The organism is Duffyella gerundensis, from assembly GCF_001517405.1.
GTDB classification, from domain to species: Bacteria; Pseudomonadota; Gammaproteobacteria; order Enterobacterales; family Enterobacteriaceae; genus Duffyella; species Duffyella gerundensis.
The window spans coordinates 2,999,225-3,022,647 of record NZ_LN907827.1 but is presented as its reverse complement, the minus strand read 5'-3'; the positions used below and the strand labels follow the sequence as shown (position 1 = coordinate 3,022,647).

Below are 23,423 nucleotides of genomic sequence, written 5' to 3'. Positions count from 1 at the left end.
GCAAATGAACGAGACAAGCACGCCAAAAATCACCGACATGCAGGTGATTCCGGTCGCCGGTTACGACAGCATGTTGCTTAACCTGAGCGGGGCGCACGCGCCTTTTTTCACCCGTAACATCGTGATCATCAAAGACAACGCAGGCCATACCGGCGTGGGCGAAATTCCCGGCGGCGAGAAAATTCGTCAAACGCTGGAAGATGCCGCCAGGCTGGTGATTGGCAAAACGGTGGGCGAGTACAAAAACCTGCTGACGCTGGTACGCACGACCTTTGCCGATCGCGATGCTGCCGGACGCGGCAACCAAACCTTTGATCTGCGCACCACCATTCATGTGGTCACCGGCATCGAAGCCGCCTTGCTCGACCTGCTCGGGCAGCACCTGCAGGTTAATGTCGCCAGCCTGCTTGGCGAAGGGCAGCAGCGCGATAGCGTAGATATGCTTGGCTATCTGTTCTATATCGGTGACCGTACCAAAACCTCGCTGGCTTATCAAAACCAGCGTGATGACAAATGCGACTGGTATCGCCTGCGCCACGAAGAGGCGCTGACCTCAGACGCCATCGTTCGGCTGGCTGAAGCAGCCTATGAAAAATATGGCTTCAATGACTTCAAGCTCAAGGGCGGCGTGCTGCGCGGCAGCGAAGAGGCAGAAGCGGTGACCGCGCTGGCGAAGCGTTTTCCTGAGGCGCGCATCACGCTCGATCCCAACGGCGCCTGGTCGCTGAATGAGGCGATCCTGCTCGGTAAACAGCTAACCGGCGTGCTCGCCTACGCGGAAGATCCCTGCGGTGCCGAACAGGGCTATTCCGGCCGCGAGGTGATGGCGGAGTTCCGCCGTGCCACCGGCCTGCCTACCGCCACTAATATGATCGCCACCGACTGGCGACAGATGGGCCATACGCTGTCGTTGCAGTCAGTGGACATTCCGCTGGCCGATCCGCACTTCTGGACCATGCAAGGCTCGGTGCGCGTGGCGCAGATGTGCCATGACTTTGGCCTGACCTGGGGCTCGCACTCCAATAACCATTTCGATATTTCACTGGCGATGTTTACCCACGTTGCCGCTGCCGCGCCGGGCAGCATTACCGCCATAGATACCCACTGGATCTGGCAGGAGGGTAATCAGCGGCTGACCAAAGAACCTTTCCAAATCAAAGGCGGCATGGTGCAGGTGCCGCAAAAGCCGGGCCTGGGCGTCGAACTCGATATGGATCAGGTGATGAAGGCGAACGCGCTGTATCAACAGCATGGGCTGGGTGCCCGCGACGACGCGCAGGCGATGCAGTTTCTGGTGCCAGACTGGACCTTCGACAATAAGCGTCCCTGCCTGGTGCGCTAACTTTTTGGCTTGGCGTCACGCGCGAAGCCTGATTAACAGGAGTCATTATGAGCAACGCGATCTATCCGAACCGCTTTCGTCAGCGCCTGCTGGCCGGCGAGACCCTGATTGGCAGCTGGTGCGCGCTGGCCAATCCGCTGACCACCGAAGTGCTCGGCCTGGCAGGATTCGACTGGCTGGTGCTGGATGGCGAACATGCGCCGAATGATATCACCACCTTTGTGCCACAGCTGATGGCACTCAAGGGCAGCAGCAGTGCCGCCGTGGTTCGGCCGCCCTGTAACGAACCGGTGATCATCAAACGCCTGCTCGATATCGGCTTTTACAACTTTCTGATTCCGTTTGTCGAAACCGCAGAGGAAGCGCGGCTGGCGGTTGCCTCAACACGCTATCCACCGGCCGGTATTCGCGGCGTGTCGGTTTCTCACCGCAGCAACATGTATGGCACGCTACCCGATTACAACAGCACGGTGAACGACAACATCACGGTGATGGTGCAGATCGAAACGCAGCAGGCGGTGGACAACATTGATGCCATTGCCGCGGTGGAAGGGGTGGACGGCATTTTTGTTGGGCCGGGCGATCTCTCCGCCGCGCTGGGCTATCTCGGCCAGCCTGCGCATCCGGAAGTGCTCAAGGTGATCCAGTACCTTTTTGAGCGCGCCAAAGCCGCCGGTAAACCCAGCGGTATTTTGGCGCCGGTGGAAGCGGATGCGCGCCGTTATCTGGAATGGGGCGCAGGTTTTGTCGCCGTCGGCAGTGATTTAGGGGTTTTCCGCAATGCCACCCAGGCGCTGTGCGATCGTTTTAAAAAATAAAGTGAGGAGTCACAGATGAAAATTGGATTTATTGGCCTTGGTATCATGGGCAAGCCGATGAGCAAAAACCTGATTAAAGCGGGTTACAGCCTGGTGGTGCGCGATCACAATGCAGAAAACGAAGCTGAGCTGGTGGCGCTGGGTGCCACCGTGGGCAAAACGGCTAAAGAAGTGGCGGAGCAGAGTGATGTGATCATCACCATGTTGCCCAATTCCCCGCAGGTGCAAGAAGTGGTGCTGGGCGAAAATGGCGTAGTGGACGGCGCGAAGCCGGGCACGGTGGTGATCGACATGAGTTCGATTGCGCCGCTGGCCAGCCGCGAAATTCATGCTGCGCTGGCTGAAAAGCAGATCGCCCTGCTGGATGCGCCGGTCTCCGGCGGCGAGCCAAAAGCGATTGAAGGCACGCTGTCGGTCATGGTCGGCGGCGATAAAGCGCTGTTTGATCAATGCTACGACATCATGAAAGCGATGGCCGGCTCGGTGGTGCACACCGGTGAAATTGGCGCGGGTAATGTGACCAAGCTGGCTAACCAGGTGATTGTCGCGCTGAACATCGCTGCGATGGCGGAAGCGCTGACGCTGGCCACCAAGGCGGGCGTGAGTCCGGATCTGGTTTATCAGGCGATTCGCGGCGGCCTTGCCGGCAGTACGGTGCTGGATGCCAAAGCGCCGATGGTAATGGACCGCAACTTCAAGCCAGGCTTCCGCATCGATTTACATATCAAGGATTTGGCTAACGCGCTTGATACCTCACACTCCATCGGTGCACAGCTGCCGCTGACCGCCGCGGTAATGGAGATGATGCAGGCGCTGAAAGCCGATGGTCTGGGCACCGCCGACCACAGCGCGCTGGCCTGCTATTATGAGAAGTTAGCGAAGATCGAAGTCTCCCGGCAGGTTTGATCCTGGCCCGGCGCCGTTGCGCCGGGTCTCATCAGCAGGCTGATACCTGACTGACGGCTGTCAGTTCACCCGCGCTCGGAACGCTTATGAAAATAGTTATCGCACCGGATTCATATAAAGAGAGTTTATCCGCCCTGCAGGTCGCCACGGAGATTGAGGCGGGGTTCCGCGAAATCTTCCCGCAGGCGCACTATGTCAAATTGCCCGTTGCCGACGGCGGCGAGGGAACCGTGGAAGCGATGGTGGCGGCGACACAGGGAAAGATTGTCAAACTGGAGGTAACCGGGCCGTTGGGCAAAAAAGTCGACGCTTTTTATGGTCTCTCCGGCGATGAGCAAACCGCCTTTATCGAAATGGCTGCCGCCAGCGGCCTTGAACTGGTGCCTGCCGCCCAGCGCGATCCGCTGATTACCACCTCTTACGGCACCGGTGAACTGATTCATAACGCGCTGGATAAAGGCGTTAAGCATTTTATTATCGGCATTGGCGGCAGCGCCACCAATGACGGCGGCGCCGGGATGATGCAGGCGCTGGGTGCGCAGTTGTTAGATGCGCAGGATCAGCAGATCGGTTTTGGCGGCGGCGCATTGCCCGATCTGGCGCGTATCGATAACAGTCAGCTCGATGCCCGCATCAAACAGTGCCGCTTTGAGGTGGCCTGTGATGTCACCAATCCGTTAACCGGCAAAGAGGGCGCATCGGCTATTTTTGGCCCGCAAAAGGGCGCGGCACCGGCGCAGGTCACGCAACTGGATGCTGCGTTACAACACTATGCGGCGATCATTCAGCGCGATTTGGATATCGACGTGCTGCACGTGCCAGGCGGCGGTGCGGCCGGTGGCATGGGCGCCGCGCTGCATGCGTTTTGCCAGGCGGAACTGCGCCGCGGCATTGAAATTGTCACCGAGGCGCTGGGACTGGATGCGCTTGTCAAAGATGCCACGCTGGTGATTACTGGTGAAGGCCGCATCGACAGTCAGACGATTCACGGCAAAGTGCCGATTGGCGTGGCGAAGGTGGCGAAGCGCTACAACAAGCCGGTGATTGGCATTGCAGGCAGCCTGACCGCTGACGTTGGCGTGGTGCATCAGCACGGTATCGATGCGGTCTTCAGCATTATTTACAGTATCTGTACGCTGGAAGAGGCGCTGGAAAAGGCCGCTGAAAACCTGCGGCTGAGCTCACGCAACGTTGCCGCGCTGCTGAAGATGGGCCAGCAGCTGAAGTAATGTGTAACCGGGCGCGGACTGCCCGGTTTTACTTTAGCGTGCCAGCAGGCGTTTTGCTTCGCGGGCAACGTTTTCCATCTCATCCAGCAGCTCAAAAATCTCCGGCTCAAACTCCGCAATATCCTCCTGCTGACGCAGGCTTTTCTCCAGCTGCAAACAGAGCTGTTTCAGTCGCGGCACACCGCTGTAGCTGGCGCTGCCGTGCAGTTTATGGATGATATCGCGCAGACGCTGCGCATCTTTTTCCTCCATAAACTGTTCAACCTGTTGCGCCACGTCGGGCAGAAAATCGAGCAGCATGCCCAGCATCTCCTCAGCGAGATCGGTTTTGTTGGCCGCCTGACGCAGCGCCAGCGACCAGTCCAGCGACGGCAGTTGCAAATGCGGCACCGGCTGCGACTCATGTACCACGCCGGGCGAATAGCGCGCCAGCAACAGCGCCAGTTTCTGTTCGTTAATCGGCTTGGCAAGATAATCGTTCATGCCCGCTTTGATCAGGTGCTCGCGATCGCCATCAATGGCGTGCGCGGTGACTGCCACAATCGGCGTGTGCTGATGCTGCGGCATGGCACGAATGATTTCGCTGGCGCGAATGCCGTCAATCTCCGGCATCTGAATATCCATTAAGATCACGTCCAGTCGCTGCTGGCGCGCGATGGCGATCGCCTGCTCGCCGCTGTCACAGAGCAGCGTGTGCTCGACCTGTTCCTGTAACAGCGCGCCGATCAGCTTGAGGTTGGCCGGATTATCATCCACCGCCAGCACGGTTAGCGGTAATCGCGTCGACGGCGGCAGGTCATAAAGCGTGCGGGTGTGCAGCTCAAGCACGATCGGCATCAGGCGCGTATAGGTCACCGGTTTGGCGATGCAGGCATCAATGCCGCGCGCCTTCAGCTCTTCGGCATAGATCAGCATCTGGCTCGGTAACGCCATGATCACGCTGTTGGCGATCGCCAGCTGGCGCTGCAGCAGTTCAGCAGGAATGGCGCGCGGCTGACGGCTGACCGGCATGCCCATCAGTAAAATATCAAAATGCGCATCGGGCAGGGCGTTGAGGCTGGTGCCGTAGCTCACCTCCAGCGGCGTGCTGCTGAGCATGTTCAGCGTCGCCTGCGCCGCAATGGCATTCTCCTCGACGTAGGCGAGCCGTTTGCCCTGAAGCGCCATCAGCGCATGCGGGTTGCTGCTGGCGTTGGGGTTAAGATCGAGCGAGAAGTGCACCCAAAACGTTGATCCTTCATTGGGCCGACTTTGAAAGGTGATATCGCCGCCCATTTCGTTGGCCAGCCGCTGGGTAATCACCAGGCCAAGGCCGGTGCCGCCATGCCGACGGGAGATGCTGGCATCGGCCTGGCGAAACGCCTGAAACAGCTGCGACTGCTGTTCTTCCGCGATGCCAATACCGCTGTCCTGCACGCGCAGCGTCAGCTCAATTTTTTCATGATTCTGCGCGCGTTTATCGATGCGTAGGGCGATATTGCCGCGCTCGGTAAACTTCACCGCGTTACCGATCAGGTTGGTGACAATCTGCTGCAAACGCAGCGGATCGCCAATAACGTTATCCGGTACGTCGCTTTGTAGGCTGATGGTGATTTCCAGCCCTTTTTCATGCGCCGAGGGGGCCAGCAGTACGATGGTTTCATCCAGCGTGGCGCGCAGCGGAAAGGGGATCGATTCCAGCACCAGCTTGCCCGCTTCCAGCTTGGAGAAATCCAGCACGTCATTGATGATGCTGAGCAGGTTATTGGCCGAGCGTTCGATGGTATTGAGATAGTCACGTTGGGTGGCACTGAGCGGCGTTTTCAGCGTCTGACGGGTAAAGCCGATCACGCCATTGAGCGGTGTGCGCAGCTCATGCGACATGTTGGCAAGGAACTCAGACTTGATGCGCGCCGCTTCCTGCGCGCGTTTGCGCGCTAAATCCAGCTCTACGTTCTGAATCTCCATCTGCTCCAGCGTTTCGCGCAGATCCGAGGTCGCCTGATCGATGTTGTGCTGCATCTCTTCGTGATAGGCGGTCAGCGACATCGCCATCGAATTAATGCCGTTTTTCAGGATATCGAGTTCGCCGAGCATATGGCCTTCAACCCGACTGTCGAGCTGGCCGCGACGAATGCGATCCACGGTGCTGACCATATTGCGGATCGGACCGGTCACGTCACGCATCAGGCGGTAGGCGAACAGCATGGCGATGCAGAGGCAAAACAGCAGCAGCAGCGTGGAGACAAACACCTCTTTGTACTGCTGCAGGCGCACCGATTGCAGATCGAGCTCAATGGCGACGTAGCCGAGCGGATTGCCGGTGGGCTTAAGCGCTTTGCCGCGCATCTCGTCGGGATACCAGGTTTCGGAGAGAATCGGCGTGCGCAGAATAATCACGTTGCCGTGACGTTCACTGGCCAGCGCCTGAGGTGGCTCGACGCCCGCAGGCAGCCGCAGCAGATCGCCATGCTGTTGATAATTAGAGGTGACGAAAACCTCGTTGTTGTCATCAAATACGGTAATGGCGCGCACGATAGCGGAGTGGCGGCGGTGCAGCAGGCTGACCAGCTCGCGCACCGCATCGCGGCTGTGCGATGCCATGCCATATTCACTGGAGACCGCCAGCGGCTCAATGATGTTGGCGCCGGCGTCCATCAGCTGACGCTGCAGCTCGTTATAGCGGTGCACCACAAAAAAGGTGCTGAGCAGCAGCCCGATCATCAGCGTCGGGGCCAGGATTAAAATCATCATTCGCGCCCGCAGGCTATATTTGGTCATACTATCCCATTCAGGGCAGCGAGGATGCCGCCGCGTAACGCGCATTGAAGTCGTAAATCGCCAGCACCTGCGGTAGATTACGCGCGATTTTACTCTTATCCCGAGAACATTATGGCGCAATTCTACTCTGCAAAGCGGCGCGTGACGACCCGCCAACGCATCACCGTAACGGTCGACGATCTCGATCCCTTTGGTCAGGGCGTTGCCCGTCATCAGGGCAAGGCGCTGTTTATCAGCGGCGCGTTGCCGGGCGAGGAAGTGGAGGTCACGCTGCTGGAGGAGAAGCGCCAATATGCGCGCGGCAAAGCCAGCAAGCTGATCACCCGCAGCCCGCAGCGGGTGACGCCACGTTGCCCCTACTTTTCACGTTGTGGCGGCTGCCAGCAGCAGCATGCGTCGGTTGCGCTACAGCAGGAGAGCAAGGCGCGGGCGTTATCGCGTCAGCTCAGCCAGGAAGCGGGCCGCGATATCGCCATTGATGAAATCATCAGCGGCAGTGAATATGGCTATCGTCGTCGCGCGCGCCTGAGTCTGAATTACCTGCCGAAAGAGAAGCGGTTGCAGATGGGCTTTCGCCAGGCCGCCTCGGCTGAACTGGTGGAAATCACCGAATGCCCTGTTTTGATGCCCGAACTTAATGCACTGATTGCGCCACTCAGCCAGTGCCTGCGCAGTTTACAGGCGGCGCGCCGTCTGGGACACATTGAGCTGGTGCAGGCCGATAACGGACCGCTGATGATCCTGCGCCATCTTGAGCAGCTGAGCGCCGCCGACCGGCAAAAACTGGAACAGTTTTCGCATACAGAGCAGGTATCGCTGTTTTTGGCCCCGGACAGCGAGACGCTTGAGCAGGTCAACGGCGAGCCGCCGGTTTATCACTCGCAAGGTTTGCGCCTGAGTTTCAGTCCGCGTGATTTTATTCAGGTTAACGATGCGGTGAATCAGCAGATGGTGAGTCGCGCGCTGGCCTGGCTCGATCTGCAGCCGCAAGATCGGCTGCTGGATCTCTTTTGCGGGATGGGAAATTTCACACTTCCGGCGGGGAAACAGGCAGAAAATGTTGTCGGTGTGGAGGGTGTTGCAGCATTAGTTCGCCAGGGTGCGTATAATGCATCACTGAATAATCTCAATAACGTCACCTTCTTTCATGAAAATTTAGACGATGACGTGACACGCCAGCCATGGGCGGCGCAAGGCTTTAATAAGGTGTTACTGGATCCGGCGCGTGCCGGGGCCGCAGGCGTAATGCAGCATATCGCCAGGCTGGCACCACAGCGTGTGGTGTACGTGTCGTGCAATCCAGCGACCCTGGCGCGGGACAGTCAGACTTTACTGGCTGCCGGTTACCACCTGGAGAGGGTCGCGATGCTCGATATGTTTCCACATACCGGTCATCTCGAATCCATGGTGCTTTTCAGCAAAACCTAAGCGCTCTGCGGAGCGTTCGATCAGGAGAGGATATGGTTGCGGTAAGAAGTGCACATCTGAATACGGCTGGCGAGTTCGCGATCGACCAATGGATCGCCAGTTTGGGGATCACCAACCAACAGTCATGTGAACGCCTTGCCGAAATCTGGCGCTATTGTCATGCCGCCACCGAAAATCATCCCGATCAGGCGCTGCTGCTTTGGCGCGGCATTGAGATGGTGGAAATCCTCTCGATGCTCAGTATGGATATCGACAGCCTGCGCGCCGCGCTGATTTTCCCGCTGGCTAACGCCGATGTGGTGTCGGAAGAGACGCTGGAAGAGCAGTTCGGCAAGGGCATCGTCTCGCTGGTGCATGGCGTGCGTGACATGGATGCAATTCGCCAGCTGAAGGCGATTCACAACGATTCCATGGCCTCTGAACAGGTCGATAACGTACGTCGCATGCTGCTGGCCATGGTGGAAGATTTCCGCTGCGTGGTGCTGAAACTGGCGGAGCGCATCGCGCACCTGCGCGAAGTGAAAGATGGCACCGAAGATGAGCGGGTGCTGGCAGCGAAAGAGTGTTCCAATATCTATGCGCCGCTGGCCAACCGGCTCGGCATCGGCCAGCTCAAATGGGAGCTGGAAGATTTTTGCTTCCGCTATCTGCATCCCGACGAATACAAACGCATCGCCAAACTGCTGCACGAGCGCCGTATCGACCGTGAACAATACATCGATACCTTCGTTAACTCGCTGCGCACCGAAATGGTGAAGGAGGGCGTGAAGGCGGAGGTTTACGGCCGTCCGAAACATATCTACAGCATCTGGCGCAAGATGCAGAAAAAGGCGCTGGCCTTTGACGAGCTGTTTGATGTGCGCGCGGTGCGTATTGTGGCGGAGCGCCTGCAGGATTGTTACGGCGCGCTCGGCATTGTGCATACGCTTTATCGCCACCTGCCCAGCGAGTTTGACGATTACGTCGCCAACCCGAAACCCAACGGCTATCAGTCCATTCACACCGTGGTGCTGGGCCCGCGCGGCAAAACGGTAGAGATCCAGATCCGTACCCGGCAGATGCACGAAGATGCCGAATTGGGCGTCGCCGCTCACTGGAAATACAAAGAGGGCTCCACCAGCAGCAGCCATGCGCGCGGAGCGGCGGGCCACGAAGAGCGCATCGCCTGGCTGCGTAAGCTGATCGCCTGGCAGGAAGAGATGGCCGATTCTGGCGAAATGTTGGAAGAGGTGCGCAGCCAGGTCTTTGACGATCGGGTTTACGTGTTTACGCCAAAAGGCGACGTGATCGATCTGCCCGCTGGTTCCACGCCGCTGGATTTTGCCTACCATATTCACAGCGATATCGGTCACCGCTGCATTGGCGCCAAAATTGGCGGCCGCATCGTGCCCTTTACCTATCAGCTGCAGATGGGCGATCAGATCGAGGTCATCACGCAGAAGCAGCCGAACCCGAGCCGCGACTGGCTCAATCCCAATCTTGGCTACATCACCACCAGCCGAGGGCGTTCTAAAATTCACGCCTGGTTCCGCAAGCAGGATCGCGACAAAAACATTGTTGCCGGACGACAAATTCTCGACAGCGAGCTGAGCCAGCTCGACATCAGCCTGAAAGAGGCGGAAAAACTGCTGCTGCCGCGCTATAACGTCACCTCGCTGGATGAGCTGCTGGCGGCAATTGGCGGCGGCGATATCCGTCTCAATCAGATGGTCAACTTCCTGCAGTCGAAGCTGAATAAGCCGAGCGCCGAAGAGGAAGATCGTGAGGCGCTGCGCCAGCTGACACAGAAGTCACACGCGCCGAGCAGCAAACAGAGCGGCCGCGTGGTGGTAGAAGGCGTCGGTAATCTGATGCACCACATTGCGCGCTGCTGCCAGCCGATTCCCGGCGATGATATCGTCGGCTTTATCACCCAGGGCCGCGGCATTTCGATTCACCGTGCCGACTGCGACCAGCTGGCGGATCTGATTTCTCATGCGCCGGAGCGCATTGTCGATGCGGTGTGGGGCGAAAGCTATTCCAGTGGCTATTCGCTGGTGGTGCGCGTCACCGCCAACGATCGCAGCGGCCTGCTGCGTGACATCACCACCATTCTGGCTAATGAGAAGGTCAACGTGCTTGGCGTTGCCAGCCGCAGCGATACCCGTAAGCAGCTGGCGACCATCGATATGGATATTGAAATCTACAATCAGCAGGTGCTGGGCCGCGTCTTAGCGCGCCTGAATCAGGTGCCGGATATCATCGACGCGCGCCGCCTGCACTAAGCCAGCTTGCGGTCGCGTCCGATCTCAGGTGCAATGTGGACAACATTGCACCTGAACAGAATGACGAGACCGCCACTATGACCGCTATTGACCGCCTGCTGAACATCATGAAAACCCTGCGCGATCCACAACACGGCTGTCCGTGGGATCGCGAACAGACCTTTGCCACCATTGCGCCCTATACCCTGGAAGAGACTTACGAAGTGCTGGATGCCATTCAGCGCGAGGATTTCGACGATCTGCGTGGGGAGTTAGGCGATCTGCTGTTCCAGGTGGTGTTTTACGCGCAGATGGCGCAGGAAGAACACCGCTTCAACTTTGACGATATCTGCCACGCTATCAGCGACAAGCTTGAGCGCCGTCATCCCCATATTTTCGGCGATGCACAGGCGGAGAACAGCGCTCAGGTGCTGCAAAACTGGGAAAAAATCAAAACCGCAGAGCGAGCCGATAAAGCGCAGCATTCGGCGCTGGATGACATTCCTCGCGCGTTGCCCGCTCTGATGCGCGCCCATAAGATCCAGAAGCGTTGCAGCAACGTGGGCTTTGACTGGACCACGCTGGGGCCGGTGGTGGCGAAAGTGCATGAAGAGATTGATGAAGTGATGCACGAAGCCCAGCAGACGGTTATCGACCAGGATAAGCTCGAAGAGGAGATGGGCGATCTGCTGTTTGCCACGGTAAACCTGTCGCGACATTTGGGAAAAAAAGCGGAGACCGCGCTGCAAAAGGCTAACGACAAGTTTGAACGCCGTTTCCGACAGGTAGAGGCGATCATTGCCAGCCAGCAACTGCAAATGCAGGAGGCAACGCTGGAACAGATGGAGGCCGCCTGGCAGCAGGTTAAACAGGGCGAAAAAAACCAGGCATAAGTTCACCCTGCGCTGAGCTGAAATCGGCCCGGTGCAGCGGATTGCACAACCTTTCGACAGTTGAGCTTACACGATTCAGCAAAGCGTCGATTTTGTGACGCACATCAAAATTCAATCCGAGCCAATCGGCTACTTTATCCGCAATAAGACGATGGAGTGAAAATGAATCATCAATTGTGGCCTTATGGGAGTTCCGGTATACTGTTTTCCCGTCCTGGTTATTCCATCGTCTTTAAACCTAAACTCTCAGGTTCAGCATGACAACGAACTATATTTTTGTGACCGGCGGGGTTGTTTCCTCTCTGGGTAAAGGCATTGCCGCAGCCTCCCTCGCAGCCATCCTCGAAGCACGTGGTCTGAACGTGACCATCATGAAGCTGGACCCCTATATCAACGTGGATCCGGGTACCATGAGCCCGACGCAACACGGGGAAGTGTTTGTCACCGATGACGGTGCCGAAACCGACCTCGATTTGGGTCACTACGAGCGTTTCATTCGCACTAAAATGTCACGCCGCAACAACTTCACCACTGGCCGTATTTATTCTGAAGTGCTGCGCAAAGAGCGCCGCGGCGACTATCTTGGCGCCACGATTCAGGTAATCCCGCACATCACGAATGCGATCAAAGAGCGCATCCTTGAGGGCGGTGAAGGGCACGATGTGGTGCTGGTGGAAATCGGCGGCACGGTGGGTGATATCGAATCACTGCCGTTCCTTGAAGCGATTCGCCAGATGGCGGTAGATGTTGGCCGTGAACACACCATGTATATGCACCTGACGCTGGTGCCTTACATGGCGGCAGCGGGTGAGGTGAAAACCAAACCGACCCAACACTCGGTGAAAGAGCTGCTGTCGATCGGTATCCAGCCAGACGTGCTGATTTGCCGTTCCGATCGCGCCGTGCCGGCCAATGAGCGGGCGAAAATCGCGCTGTTCTGTAACGTGCCGGAAAAAGCGGTTATCTCGCTGAAAGATGTCGACTCCATCTACAAAATTCCTGGCATGCTGAAATCGCAAGGCCTGGATGACTACATCTGCAAACGCTTTAATCTGAATGCACCGGAAGCGAATCTCGCCGAATGGGAGCAGGTCATTTATGAAGAAGCCAATCCGGGCGGTGAAATCACCATCGGTATGGTGGGCAAATATGTTGAACTGCCAGATGCGTACAAATCGGTGATTGAAGCGCTGAAGCACGGTGGCCTGAAAAACCGTGTCACGGTGAACATCAAGCTTATCGACTCGCAGGACGTAGAAACGCGCGGTGTCGAACTGCTGAAAGATTTAGATGCTATCCTGATCCCTGGTGGTTTCGGCTATCGCGGCGTGGAAGGCAAGCTGATGACCGCGCAGTATGCGCGTGAGAACAAGGTGCCGTACCTGGGCATTTGTCTCGGCATGCAGATTGCGCTGATGGAATTTGCGCGCAACGTAGCGGGCATGGAAGGCGCGAACTCCACGGAGTTTGTACCGGACTGTAAATACCCGGTTGTGGCGCTGATTACCGAATGGCGTGATGAAAACGGCAACGTTGAAGTGCGTACTGAACAGAGCGATCTTGGCGGCACCATGCGCCTTGGCAGCCAGCAGTGCCAGCTCACCGGCGACAGCCTGGTGCGTCAGCTGTATGGTACTGACACCATCGTTGAGCGTCACCGTCATCGCTATGAAGTGAATAACATGCTATTAAATCGCATCGAAGAGGCGGGCTTACGTATTGCCGGTCGCTCCGGAGATGACCAGCTGGTAGAGATTATCGAGATTCCCGATCATCCATGGTTTGTTGCCTGCCAGTTCCATCCGGAATTCACCTCAACGCCACGTGATGGGCATCCGCTGTTTGCCGGCTTTGTGAAAGCGGCCAGCGAGCACCAGAAGCGTTTAGCGAAGTAAGCAGTATTCACGAGCAGCGCGCGAACTTTTCGCGCGTTGTTTGTCTTAGGATCGTAACAAGCTTAGCTTAACCAGTACTGAGGAAAATCTAATGTCCAAAATCGTAAAAGTCATCGGTCGTGAAATCATTGATTCACGTGGTAACCCGACTGTGGAAGCGGAAGTACATCTTGAAGGCGGTTTTGTGGGTCTGGCAGCGGCACCATCAGGGGCTTCTACCGGTTCACGTGAAGCACTGGAACTGCGTGACGGCGACAAATCTCGTTTCCTGGGTAAAGGCGTGACCAAAGCGGTAGCTGCGGTAAACGGCCCGATTGCAGATGCTGTGAAAGGCAAAGATGCGAAAGATCAGGCGAACATCGATAAAGTGATGATCGATCTGGACGGGACTGAGAACAAATCCAACTTTGGTGCTAATGCGATCCTGGCCGTTTCTCTGGCAGCCGCCAAAGCAGCAGCTGCCTCTAAAGGCATGCCGCTGTATGAGCACATTGCTGAGCTGAACGGCACTCCAGGCAAATTCTCTATGCCACTGCCAATGATGAACATCATCAACGGCGGCGAGCACGCCGACAACAACGTCGACATCCAGGAATTCATGATCCAGCCGGTTGGCGCTTCAAGCCTGAAAGAAGCGGTCCGTATGGGTTCAGAAGTGTTCCATCACCTGGCGAAAGTGCTGAAGGCTAAAGGCCTGAACACGGCCGTTGGCGATGAAGGCGGCTACGCGCCAAACCTCGGCTCTAACGCTGAAGCACTGGCTGTTATCGCTGAAGCGGTTAAAGCGGCAGGCTATGAGCTGGGTAAAGATATCACCCTGGCGATGGACTGTGCGGCCTCTGAATTCTACAAAGACGGCAAGTATGTGCTGGCTGGCGAAGGCAACAAAGCCTTCACTTCAGAAGAGTTCACCCACTTCCTGGAAGATCTGACCAAGCAGTATCCAATCGTTTCCATCGAAGATGGCCTGGATGAATCTGACTGGGACGGCTTTGCTTATCAGACCAAAGTGCTGGGCGACAAAATCCAGCTGGTTGGCGACGATCTGTTCGTAACCAATACCAAGATCCTGAAAGAAGGCATCGATAAAGGTATCGCTAACTCCATCCTGATCAAATTCAACCAGATCGGTTCACTGACCGAAACGCTGGCTGCGATCAAAATGGCGAAAGACGCTGGTTACACTGCAGTGATCTCTCACCGTTCAGGCGAAACCGAAGATGCGACCATTGCCGACCTGGCAGTAGGTACCGCAGCGGGCCAGATCAAAACTGGTTCAATGAGCCGTTCAGATCGCGTTGCTAAGTACAACCAGCTGATTCGTATCGAAGAAGCGCTGGGTTCAAAAGCACCGTTTAACGGTCTGAAAGAAGTGAAAGGCCAGGCATAAGCCACGCCTTACCGTATTCGCATACGGAAAATGATAAGCCCCAGAAATGGGGCTTTTTTTTTGCCTTGCAGGCGGGCTTCTTAAGTTCAATGACTTTAAGGCCAACATCTTTAAGAAGCTCGCCTGCAAGACCGAAAAACGTCCAGTGACGTTGCCGCAAATACCGCCCGATTCCGGGCAAAAATGAATCCGCCTTTGACCTTACTCTGTGATCTGCCATAATCAGCGCCCTTATTTTTCCCGAGCGAGTTAATAATGCAGTACCCGATTAATGAAATGTTCCAGACGTTGCAGGGCGAAGGTTTCTATACCGGCGTGCCAGCAATCTTTATCCGTATGCAAGGATGCCCGGTCGGCTGCAGCTGGTGCGATACCAAACATACCTGGGATAAGCTGGCCAATCGGGAAACCGCGCTCGGCGATATTCTGGTTAAAACGGAAGAGAGCGACGCCTGGGGATCGGCGGATGCTGCGACCCTGATACAAACCATTGCCGATCAACAATGGACGGCGCGCCATGTGGTGATTACCGGCGGTGAACCGGCCATTTACGATCTGCGCCCACTGACGGAAAGTCTCGAGCAGGCGGGGTTTAGCTGTCAGATTGAAACCAGCGGCACCCATGAGATTCGCTGTTCGTCCGCAACCTGGGTAACGGTGTCCCCGAAAGTGAATATGCGTGGCGGCTATGATGTCATTGCGCAGGCGTTGCAACGTGCCGATGAGGTAAAGCATCCGGTGGGACGGCAGCGCGATATTGATGAGCTGGAACTGCTGTTAAGTACGCTGAAGGATGACAAGTCGCGCATCATTGCGCTGCAGCCTATCAGCCAGAAAGACGCGGCAACCCGCCTGTGCATCGAAACCTGTATTGCCCGCAACTGGCGGCTGTCGATGCAAACGCACAAATACCTGAATATTGCCTGAATCCTGCTGGAGCCGCCGGTAACAGCGGCCCCACAGGCTTACTCACCGCGATAAATACAGCCCGCGGTGCAGGTTTCTTTAATCATTACCGCGCTCAGCTCCGGTAAATCTGGCTTGAGGTTTTGCCAAATCCACTGCGCTAACACTTCACTGGTTGGGTTTTCCAGACCAGCGATATCGTTGAGATAGTAGTGATCCAGCCGATCGTAGATCGGCTTAAAGGCGGCCTTTAAGTCGGCAAAATCCATCACCCAACCGGTATGCGCATCCACTTCGCCGGTAATTTCAATCCGCACCATAAACGAGTGTCCGTGCAAACGGCCACATTTGTGTCCTTCAGGGACATGCGGTAAATGGTGCGCCGCTTCGAAATGGAAATCTTTAAAAAGTGTGGTTGCCATGCTAACTGCCTTTTTCCTAAAAAAACCGGCGAAGTCTACCGGAAAGCGCGCTTTGACGCACCCGTTTCCACCGTTAAAGCGTAGCCCTCGCCAGGTCTGAATTTAATTAATTGATTAATAAGCCTAATTTCTACCACTTTTAGCACTATAACCTAACGGTAAAAGCGTTTAGTCATTTTGGTTATTTATTATGTCGAACCCTTATTTAATCGTTATTATGCAGCCGTTTACCCTGTTGGCATTTCCCAGCTCAAGCCACAATTTTACACACCGGAATTCTACGCAATGACGACTCAGGCTCCTCCTGCTTCACTGCTTCCGTTAAACCCGGAGCAACTCGCGCGTTTACAGGCGGCAACCACCGACTTTTCCACCACGCAACTCGCCTGGCTCTCCGGTTATTTCTGGGGCATGGTCAATCAGGCTCCTGGTGCCACGGTAGCCACCAGCGCACCGGCGGCGGAAGCGCCCGCGATTACGCTGCTGTCCGCCTCGCAGACCGGCAACGCCCGTCGCGTGGCCGAGCAGCTGCGCGATGACCTGATCGCCGCCAAACTCACCGTTAATCTGGTGAACGCTGGCGATTACAAATTCAAGCAGATTGCGCAGGAAAAACTGCTGGTCGTTGTCACCTCCACGCAGGGCGAGGGCGAACCGCCGGAAGAAGCGGTGGCGTTGCATAAGTTTCTGCTGTCGAAAAAGGCACCGAAGCTCGCCGATACGGCGTTTGCGGTGTTTGGGCTGGGCGATACCTCCTATGAATTCTTCTGCCAGGCGGCAAAAGATGTCGATGGCAAGCTCGCTGAGCTGGGGGGCGAACGTCTGCTGGATCGCGTTGACGCCGATGTCGACTACGCTGCCGACGCCGAAAAATGGCGCCAGGCGGTGGTAGAGATCCTGAAAAAACGTGCGCCGGTCGCGGCGCCTGCGCAGACCGCCGCCACGGGCAGCGTTAATGAAGTGGCCACCAGCCCCTATAATAAAGAAGCACCGCTTACCGCCAGCCTGTCGGTTAACCAGAAGATTACCGGCCGCAACTCCGATAAAGATGTGCGCCATATCGAAATCGATCTGGGCGACTCCGGACTGCGCTATCAGCCGGGCGATGCGTTAGGCGTCTGGTATGAAAACGATCCGGCGCTGGTCAACGAACTGGTTGAGCTGCTGTGGTTAAAAGGTGATGAACCGGTCAGCGTCAACGGGGAAACCTTACCGCTGGCCAGGGCGTTGCAGTGCCATTACGAACTGACGGTAAACACGCCGCAAATCGTACAGCAGTACGCCACGCTGGCGCGCAATGAGGCGCTGCTGGAGATCGCGGCGGATAAAAGCAAGCTACAGATCTATGCGCAGACCATGCCGATCGTCGATATGGTGCGTGACGCGCCGATGGAGCTGCGTCCGGAACAGCTGACCGAGCTGCTGCGGCCGTTAACACCGCGTCTCTATTCTATCGCCTCGTCGCAGGCGGAAAATGAGAGCGAAGTGCATATCACCGTGGGTGCGGTACGCTTTGAGGTCAACGATCGTGAACGTGCCGGCGGCGCATCAACCTGGCTGGCCGATCGACTGGAAGAAGAGGGCGATGTTCGCGTCTTCATCGAGCATAACGATAACTTCCGTCTGCCTGCTAACCCGGATGCTCCGGTAATCATGATTGGTCCAGGCACCGGTATCGCGCCGTTTCGCGCCTTTATGCAGCAGCGCGACAGCGAAGGCGCCAGCGGTAAAAACTGGCTGTTCTTTGGCAATCCGCATTTCACCGAAGATTTTCTCTATCAGGTGGAATGGCAGCGCTATGTAAAAGAGGGGCTGTTGACCCATATCGATCTCGCCTGGTCACGCGATCAGGTGCATAAAGTTTATGTACAGGACAAAATCCGCGAAAAAGGTGCGGAAGTGTGGCGCTGGATTAACGAAGGCGCCCACATTTATGTCTGCGGCGACGCCAATCGTATGGCGAAAGACGTTGAGCAGGCATTACTGGAAGTGGTAGCTGAATACGGTGGCATGGACACCGAAACAGCTGACGAGTTTTTAAGTGAGCTGCGCATTGAGCGCCGCTATCAGCGAGACGTTTACTAATGAGCGAAAAACATCCAGGGCCGCTGGTGGTGGAAGGCAAACTTTCCGATGCCGAGCGCCTGAAAAAAGAGAGCAACTATTTACGTGGCACCATCGTTGAGGATCTCGACAATGGCCTCACCGGCGGCTTTACCGGCGATAACTTTCTGCTGATCCGTTTTCACGGTATGTATCAGCAGGATGACCGCGATATTCGTGCCGAACGTGCCGAGCAGAAGCTGGAGCCGCGTCACGCCATGATGCTGCGCTGCCGTTTGCCGGGCGGGATCATCACGCCGACGCAGTGGCTGGCCATCGATAAGTTCGCTGCCAACAACACGATTTATGGCAGCATCCGCCTGACCAACCGGCAGACCTTCCAGTTTCACGGCATTCTGAAAAAGAACGTGAAACCGGCGCACCAGATGCTGCATGAAGTTGGGCTTGACGCGCTGGCCACCGCCAACGACGTAAACCGCAACGTGCTGTGTACGTCGAACCCGATTGAATCGGAGCTGCATCAGGAAGCGTACGAGTGGGCGAAGAAACTCTCTGAGCATCTGCTGCCGCAAACACGCGCCTATGCTGAGATTTGGTGGGATAAAGAGAAGGTTGCTACCACCGATAAAGAGCCGATCCTCGGTGAAACCTACCTGCCGCGTAAGTTTAAAACCACCGTAGTAGTGCCGCCGCACAACGACATCGATCTGCATGCCAATGACATGAATTTCGTGGCGATTGCTGAAAATGGCAAGCTGATTGGGTTTAACCTGCTGGTCGGCGGTGGCCTGTCGCTGGAGCACGGAAATAAAGCGACTTATGCGCGTACCGCAAGTGAATTTGGCTTCCTGCCGCTGGATCAAACCCTGGCGGTAGCAGAAGCGGTAGTGACGACCCAGCGCGACTGGGGAAATCGTACCGACCGTAAAAATGCCAAAACCAAATATACGCTGGAGCGCGTCGGCGTTGAGACCTTTAAGGCGGAAGTTGAGAAGCGCGCCGGTTTCACCTTTGAGCCGATTCGCCCGTATGAATTTACCACCCGTGGCGATCGCTTCGGCTGGGTGAAAGGCATCGACAATCAGTGGCACCTGACGCTGTTTATCGAAAATGGTCGCCTGCTCGATTATCCCGATCGCCCACTGAAAAGCGGCATCGCGGAGATTGCGAAGATTCATCAGGGAGATTTCCGCCTGACCGCCAATCAGAACCTGATCGTTGCGGGCGTGCCGGAAAGCGAAAAAGCGAAGGTTGAAGCGATTGCACGCAGTCACGGCCTGATGGAAAACGTCACCGCCCAGCGCGAAAACTCGATGGCCTGCGTTGCTTTCCCGACCTGTCCGCTGGCGATGGCGGAAGCGGAGCGTTTCCTGCCCGACTTTGTCACCCGCGTTGAGGCGATCATGAACGAACACGGCGTGGGCGATGAGCACATAGTGTTACGCGTTACCGGTTGTCCGAACGGTTGTGGCCGTGCCATGCTGGCTGAAATCGGTCTGGTCGGTAAAGCGCCAGGCCGCTACAACCTGCATATCGGTGGCAATCGCATCGGCACGCGCATTCCGCGGATGTACCGCGAAAACATCAATGAAGAAGAGATCCTGATCAGCATCAATGAGCTGGTGGGACGCTGGGCAACCGAGCGTGAGGCAGACGAAGGCTTCGGTGATTTCACCATCCGTGCCGGTATCATTCGGCCGGTGCTCGATCCGGCGCGCGATCTCTGGGAATAGGGGGCAAGCATGTCTTTACGCGATCTGGCAGAACTCAATCAGCTGCCGAAGGTAGAACGTATCCTGGCGCTGGCGGCGGCCAACGCCCGGCTGGAAAAGCTCTCTGCGGAAGAGCGGGTGAGCTGGGCGCTGGAAAACATGCCCGGCGAGTTCGTGCTCTCTTCCAGCTTTGGCATTCAGGCGGCGGTGTCGCTGCATCTGGTGACGCAGCAGAAGCCCGATATTCCGGTGATTCTCACCGATACCGGCTACCTGTTTCCGGAAACCTATCGCTTTATCGATGCGCTGACGGAAAAGCTTAACCTCAACCTTAAAGTTTACCAGGCGGAGCACTCCGCTGCCTGGCAAGAGGCGCGCTACGGCAAGCTGTGGGAGCAGGGCGTTGAAGGTATCGAGAAGTACAACCTGATCAATAAGGTTGAGCCGATGAATCGCGCGCTGAGCTCGCTGGGGGCGCAAACCTGGTTTGCTGGTCTGCGCCGCGATCAGTCGGGCAGCCGCGCTAACCTGCCGGTGCTCGCCATTCAGCGCGGCGTGTTCAAGATCCTGCCGATCATTGACTGGGATAACCGCCAGGTTTATCAATATTTGCAGCAGCATGGCCTGAGCTATCATCCGCTGTGGGAGGAAGGCTATCTCTCCGTGGGCGATACTCACACCACCAAAAAGTGGGAACCGGGCATGGCCGAAGAAGAGACGCGCTTCTTCGGGCTGAAGCGTGAATGCGGCCTGCACGAAGGCTGAATCCTCAGGGGCGATGATCGCCCCTTTTTTTATCCCTGCTTTCCTGAACCGAGCTTTTTTCGCTGTGTATCCATTCAGCGTCAACGCGCACCCCCGGCTATTCCTAATTCGTGCCCGCGCTGGCCTGGATGACTGACGGTTGCATGCAGAAAAAAGTAGTGATAAATCATTCCTTAAGCACAAAAAAGCATGTGCTATACCGCGGCGTTATTCCATTTGGGAACTACTCATTCTAATTGGTAATTTCATCTCGTTGAGAGCTGAGACGTATAGTCGCATACAGTTTTGTAATCCTGATAAATAGAAAGGTTGACGTGGACTATCTGCCAATATTTGCCGAGCTGAAAGAAAAGCCGGTGCTGGTTGTCGGTGGCGGCGATATTGCGTCCCGCAAGATTGAGCTGTTACGCAGGGCTGGCGCAAAGGTGTTGATTGCTGCACGCGAACTCTGCCCGGAACTGCAGGCGCTGGCAGACGAACAGCAGCTAACCTGGCTGGCAAAGGAGTTTGATGAGGCGCAGCTGGATCACGTCTTCCTGGTGATCGCTGCCACCGACGACAGCGTATTGAACGCCCGCGTTTTTGACGCCGCGAACCAGCGTTATCGCCTGGTAAACGTGGTGGATGACCAACCGAAATGTACCTTTATCTTTCCGTCGATTGTTGATCGCTCGCCGTTAGTGGTGGCGATCTCCTCCAGCGGCACGGCACCGGTTCTGGCGCGTATGCTGCGTGAAAAACTGGAAGCACTGTTGCCTGCCAACCTTGGCCAGATGGCTGAAGTGGCGGGAAGCTGGCGTGACCGGGTTAAAGCCCGCTTCAGCAAAATGTCCGATCGTCGCCGTTTCTGGGAGCGGGCGTTTAACGGCCTGTTCGCCAGCCAGATGGCGGCGGGCAACGTGCAGGGCGCGGAACAGACACTGGCCGCAGAGCTGGAATCGCCGGGACAACAGCAGGGTGAAATCATTCTTGTCGGTGCCGGGCCAGGCGATGCCGGTTTGCTGACGCTGCGCGGTTTGCAGGTGATGCAGCTGGCAGACGTGGTGCTTTACGATCATCTGGTCAGCGACGAAGTGCTCGATCTGGTCCGGCGCGATGCCGATCGTATTTGTGTCGGCAAACGTGCCGGTGCGCATTCGGTACCGCAGGAAGAGACTAATCAGCTGCTGGTGTCGCTGGCGCTGAAAGGCAAACGGGTTGTGCGTCTGAAAGGCGGCGATCCCTTTATCTTTGGCCGCGGCGGCGAAGAGCTGCAGGCGGCACAGCAGGCAGGTATTCCTTTTCAGGTGGTGCCGGGCATCACCGCGGCCGCAGGTGCAACCGCCTACGCCGGTATTCCGCTGACCCATCGCGATCACGCGCAGAGCGTACTTTTCATTACCGGCCATTGCCGCCCTGATGGCGATGGCATCGACTGGCCATCGCTGGCCAGAGCGCGGCAAACGCTGGCGATTTACATGGGCACGGTGAAAGCGGCTGAAATCAGCGCGCAGCTGATTGCCCATGGACGCAGCGCCTCCACGCCGATCGCGGTGATTGGCCGCGGCACGCGTCAGGATCAGCAGGTGCTGATCGGCACGCTCGAACAATTAGATGAGCTGGCTCGTTCAGCTCCCACGCCAGCGCTATTGGTGATTGGCGAAGTGGTCAATTTGCATCAGCAGCTGGCCTGGTATCAACATTCTGCACAGCAGGTGGTCCGCGAGTCCGCTGTTGTCACTTTGGCTTGAGGAAAAATTATGGACCAAAAACGACTCACCCATTTGCGCCAGCTTGAGGCGGAAAGCATGCATATCATCCGCGAAGTCGCGGCGGAGTTCAGTAATCCGGTGATGATGTATTCCATCGGCAAAGACTCATCGGTGATGCTGCATTTGGCGCGCAAAGCCTTTTTCCCCGGCGCGCTGCCGTTTCCTCTGCTGCACGTTGATACCGGCTGGAAATTCCGTGAGATGTACGAGTTCCGCGATCGCACGGTGAAAAACATCGGCGCTGAGTTGCTGGTGCACCGCAATCCGGAAGGCGTGGCAATGGGCATTAACCCCTTTGTGCACGGCAGCGCCAAGCACACCGATATCATGAAAACCGAAGGGCTGAAGCAGGCGCTGGATAAATACGGGTTTGATGCTGCGTTTGGTGGTGCCCGCCGCGATGAAGAAAAATCGCGTGCCAAAGAGCGCATCTATTCGTTCCGCGATCGCTTCCACCGCTGGGATCCAAAAAATCAGCGCCCGGAGCTGTGGCACAACTACAACGGCCAGGTGAATAAAGGCGAGAGCATCCGCGTTTTCCCGCTCTCCAACTGGACCGAACTGGATATCTGGCAGTACATCTTTCTGGAAAACATTGAGATCGTGCCACTTTACCTGGCGGCTCCGCGCCCGGTGCTGGAGCGTGACGGCATGTTGATGATGATTGATGACGATCGTATCGATCTGCAGCCTGGTGAAGTGATCGAGCAACGTATGGTGCGTTTCCGCACGCTGGGCTGCTGGCCATTAACCGGCGCGGTGGAATCGGAAGCACAGACGCTGCCGGGCATCATCGAAGAGATGCTGGTTTCCACCACCAGTGAGCGTCAGGGCAGGATGATCGATCGCGATCAGGCGGGCTCGATGGAGCTTAAGAAACGCCAGGGTTACTTCTAAGG

The 23,423-nt window shown here is 56.6% G+C and carries 17 protein-coding genes; 15 read left to right on the top strand and 2 right to left on the bottom strand.

Annotation, left to right across the window (positions count from 1 at the left end):
- The first annotated feature begins 4 nt into the window (after positions 1–4).
- The 4 genes from gudD to EM595_RS13950 all read left to right on the top strand — a co-directional run bounded on the left by gudD (position 5) and on the right by EM595_RS13950 (position 4,295).
- Positions 5–1,342, top strand: coding sequence for a glucarate dehydratase (gene gudD / locus EM595_RS13965; RefSeq protein WP_067433272.1), 1,338 nt, complete (start codon positions 5–7; stop codon positions 1,340–1,342).
- A 47-nt stretch (positions 1,343–1,389) separates the two neighbouring features.
- Complete coding sequence (gene garL, locus EM595_RS13960) at positions 1,390–2,160, top strand: 2-dehydro-3-deoxyglucarate aldolase (protein WP_067433263.1); 771 nt, start codon at positions 1,390–1,392, stop codon at positions 2,158–2,160.
- 15 nt (positions 2,161–2,175) lie between these two features.
- Entirely contained in the window at positions 2,176–3,066 is an 891-nt protein-coding gene (gene garR / locus EM595_RS13955) for a 2-hydroxy-3-oxopropionate reductase (RefSeq protein WP_067433260.1), read from the top strand.
- Positions 3,067–3,152: 86 nt separating this feature from the next.
- Entirely contained in the window at positions 3,153–4,295 is a 1,143-nt protein-coding gene (locus tag EM595_RS13950) for a glycerate kinase (RefSeq protein WP_067433257.1), read from the top strand.
- A gap of 33 nt (positions 4,296–4,328) precedes the next feature.
- Here the strand turns inward: EM595_RS13950 and barA are convergent, their stop codons facing one another.
- Positions 4,329–7,055 carry a two-component sensor histidine kinase BarA gene (barA, locus tag EM595_RS13945; RefSeq protein WP_067433254.1) on the bottom strand — a complete coding sequence of 909 codons (2,727 nt, stop codon included), beginning with the start codon at positions 7,053–7,055 and terminating at the stop codon, positions 4,329–4,331.
- A gap of 111 nt (positions 7,056–7,166) precedes the next feature.
- Here barA and rlmD point away from each other — a divergent pair, with 111 nt between their 5' ends.
- The 6 genes from rlmD to queE all read left to right on the top strand — a co-directional run bounded on the left by rlmD (position 7,167) and on the right by queE (position 15,831).
- A complete protein-coding gene (gene rlmD, locus EM595_RS13940) occupies positions 7,167–8,483 on the top strand; it encodes a 23S rRNA (uracil(1939)-C(5))-methyltransferase RlmD (RefSeq protein WP_067433251.1) in 1,317 nt (438 codons plus the stop codon).
- A 32-nt stretch (positions 8,484–8,515) separates the two neighbouring features.
- Entirely contained in the window at positions 8,516–10,747 is a 2,232-nt protein-coding gene (relA, locus tag EM595_RS13935) for a GTP diphosphokinase (RefSeq protein ID WP_067433248.1), read from the top strand.
- 77 nt (positions 10,748–10,824) lie between these two features.
- Positions 10,825–11,619 (top strand): nucleoside triphosphate pyrophosphohydrolase, encoded by a 795-nt coding sequence (gene mazG, locus EM595_RS13930; protein WP_067435494.1) that lies wholly within the window; start codon positions 10,825–10,827, stop codon positions 11,617–11,619.
- 257 nt (positions 11,620–11,876) lie between these two features.
- Entirely contained in the window at positions 11,877–13,514 is a 1,638-nt protein-coding gene (pyrG, locus tag EM595_RS13925; protein WP_067433245.1) for a glutamine hydrolyzing CTP synthase, read from the top strand.
- Positions 13,515–13,605: 91 nt separating this feature from the next.
- On the top strand, positions 13,606–14,904 hold the full coding sequence (gene eno, locus EM595_RS13920) for a phosphopyruvate hydratase (protein ID WP_067433242.1): 1,299 nt from the start codon (positions 13,606–13,608) through the stop codon (positions 14,902–14,904).
- Between the two features lie 255 nt (positions 14,905–15,159).
- Entirely contained in the window at positions 15,160–15,831 is a 672-nt protein-coding gene (gene queE, locus EM595_RS13915; RefSeq protein WP_067433237.1) for a 7-carboxy-7-deazaguanine synthase QueE, read from the top strand.
- A 38-nt stretch (positions 15,832–15,869) separates the two neighbouring features.
- On the opposite strand, the gene queD is transcribed toward queE, so the two are convergent.
- Positions 15,870–16,232 (bottom strand): 6-carboxytetrahydropterin synthase QueD, encoded by a 363-nt coding sequence (gene queD, locus EM595_RS13910; RefSeq protein ID WP_067433234.1) that lies wholly within the window; start codon positions 16,230–16,232, stop codon positions 15,870–15,872.
- Between the two features lie 285 nt (positions 16,233–16,517).
- Here queD and cysJ point away from each other — a divergent pair, with 285 nt between their 5' ends.
- The 5 genes from cysJ to cysD all read left to right on the top strand — a co-directional run bounded on the left by cysJ (position 16,518) and on the right by cysD (position 23,421).
- Complete coding sequence (gene cysJ, locus EM595_RS13905) at positions 16,518–18,317, top strand: NADPH-dependent assimilatory sulfite reductase flavoprotein subunit (RefSeq protein ID WP_067433231.1); 1,800 nt, start codon at positions 16,518–16,520, stop codon at positions 18,315–18,317.
- Positions 18,317–20,029, top strand: a complete 1,713-nt coding sequence (gene cysI, locus EM595_RS13900; protein ID WP_067433223.1) for an assimilatory sulfite reductase (NADPH) hemoprotein subunit — start codon at positions 18,317–18,319, stop codon at positions 20,027–20,029. The genes cysJ and cysI overlap by 1 nt, the downstream gene beginning before the upstream one ends.
- 9 nt (positions 20,030–20,038) lie before the next feature.
- Complete coding sequence (locus EM595_RS13895; RefSeq protein WP_067433220.1) at positions 20,039–20,773, top strand: phosphoadenylyl-sulfate reductase; 735 nt, start codon at positions 20,039–20,041, stop codon at positions 20,771–20,773.
- 314 nt (positions 20,774–21,087) lie between these two features.
- Complete coding sequence (cysG, locus tag EM595_RS13890) at positions 21,088–22,503, top strand: siroheme synthase CysG (protein WP_067433217.1); 1,416 nt, start codon at positions 21,088–21,090, stop codon at positions 22,501–22,503.
- A 9-nt stretch (positions 22,504–22,512) separates the two neighbouring features.
- Positions 22,513–23,421, top strand: coding sequence for a sulfate adenylyltransferase subunit CysD (gene cysD / locus EM595_RS13885; RefSeq protein WP_067433215.1), 909 nt, complete (start codon positions 22,513–22,515; stop codon positions 23,419–23,421).
- Positions 23,422–23,423: the final 2 nt, after the last annotated feature.

Excerpts from the sequence above, each read along its gene's own strand:
- EM595_RS13950 (WP_067433257.1), top strand. The coding sequence starts at position 3,153 with ATGAAAATAGTTATCGCACCGGATTCATATAAAGAGAGTTTATCCGCC.
- garR (WP_067433260.1), top strand. The coding sequence starts at position 2,176 with ATGAAAATTGGATTTATTGGCCTTGGTATCATGGGCAAGCCGATGAGC.
- EM595_RS13895 (WP_067433220.1), top strand. The coding sequence starts at position 20,039 with ATGTCTTTACGCGATCTGGCAGAACTCAATCAGCTGCCGAAGGTAGAA.
- barA (WP_067433254.1), bottom strand. The coding sequence starts at position 7,055 with ATGACCAAATATAGCCTGCGGGCGCGAATGATGATTTTAATCCTGGCC.
- cysJ (WP_067433231.1), top strand. The coding sequence starts at position 16,518 with ATGACGACTCAGGCTCCTCCTGCTTCACTGCTTCCGTTAAACCCGGAG.
- cysD (WP_067433215.1), top strand. The coding sequence starts at position 22,513 with ATGGACCAAAAACGACTCACCCATTTGCGCCAGCTTGAGGCGGAAAGC.
- queD (WP_067433234.1), bottom strand. The coding sequence starts at position 16,232 with ATGGCAACCACACTTTTTAAAGATTTCCATTTCGAAGCGGCGCACCAT.
- garL (WP_067433263.1), top strand. The coding sequence starts at position 1,390 with ATGAGCAACGCGATCTATCCGAACCGCTTTCGTCAGCGCCTGCTGGCC.
- cysI (WP_067433223.1), top strand. The coding sequence starts at position 18,317 with ATGAGCGAAAAACATCCAGGGCCGCTGGTGGTGGAAGGCAAACTTTCC.
- mazG (WP_067435494.1), top strand. The coding sequence starts at position 10,825 with ATGACCGCTATTGACCGCCTGCTGAACATCATGAAAACCCTGCGCGAT.
- eno (WP_067433242.1), top strand. The coding sequence starts at position 13,606 with ATGTCCAAAATCGTAAAAGTCATCGGTCGTGAAATCATTGATTCACGT.
- gudD (WP_067433272.1), top strand. The coding sequence starts at position 5 with ATGAACGAGACAAGCACGCCAAAAATCACCGACATGCAGGTGATTCCG.
- rlmD (WP_067433251.1), top strand. The coding sequence starts at position 7,167 with ATGGCGCAATTCTACTCTGCAAAGCGGCGCGTGACGACCCGCCAACGC.
- queE (WP_067433237.1), top strand. The coding sequence starts at position 15,160 with ATGCAGTACCCGATTAATGAAATGTTCCAGACGTTGCAGGGCGAAGGT.
- pyrG (WP_067433245.1), top strand. The coding sequence starts at position 11,877 with ATGACAACGAACTATATTTTTGTGACCGGCGGGGTTGTTTCCTCTCTG.
- relA (WP_067433248.1), top strand. The coding sequence starts at position 8,516 with ATGGTTGCGGTAAGAAGTGCACATCTGAATACGGCTGGCGAGTTCGCG.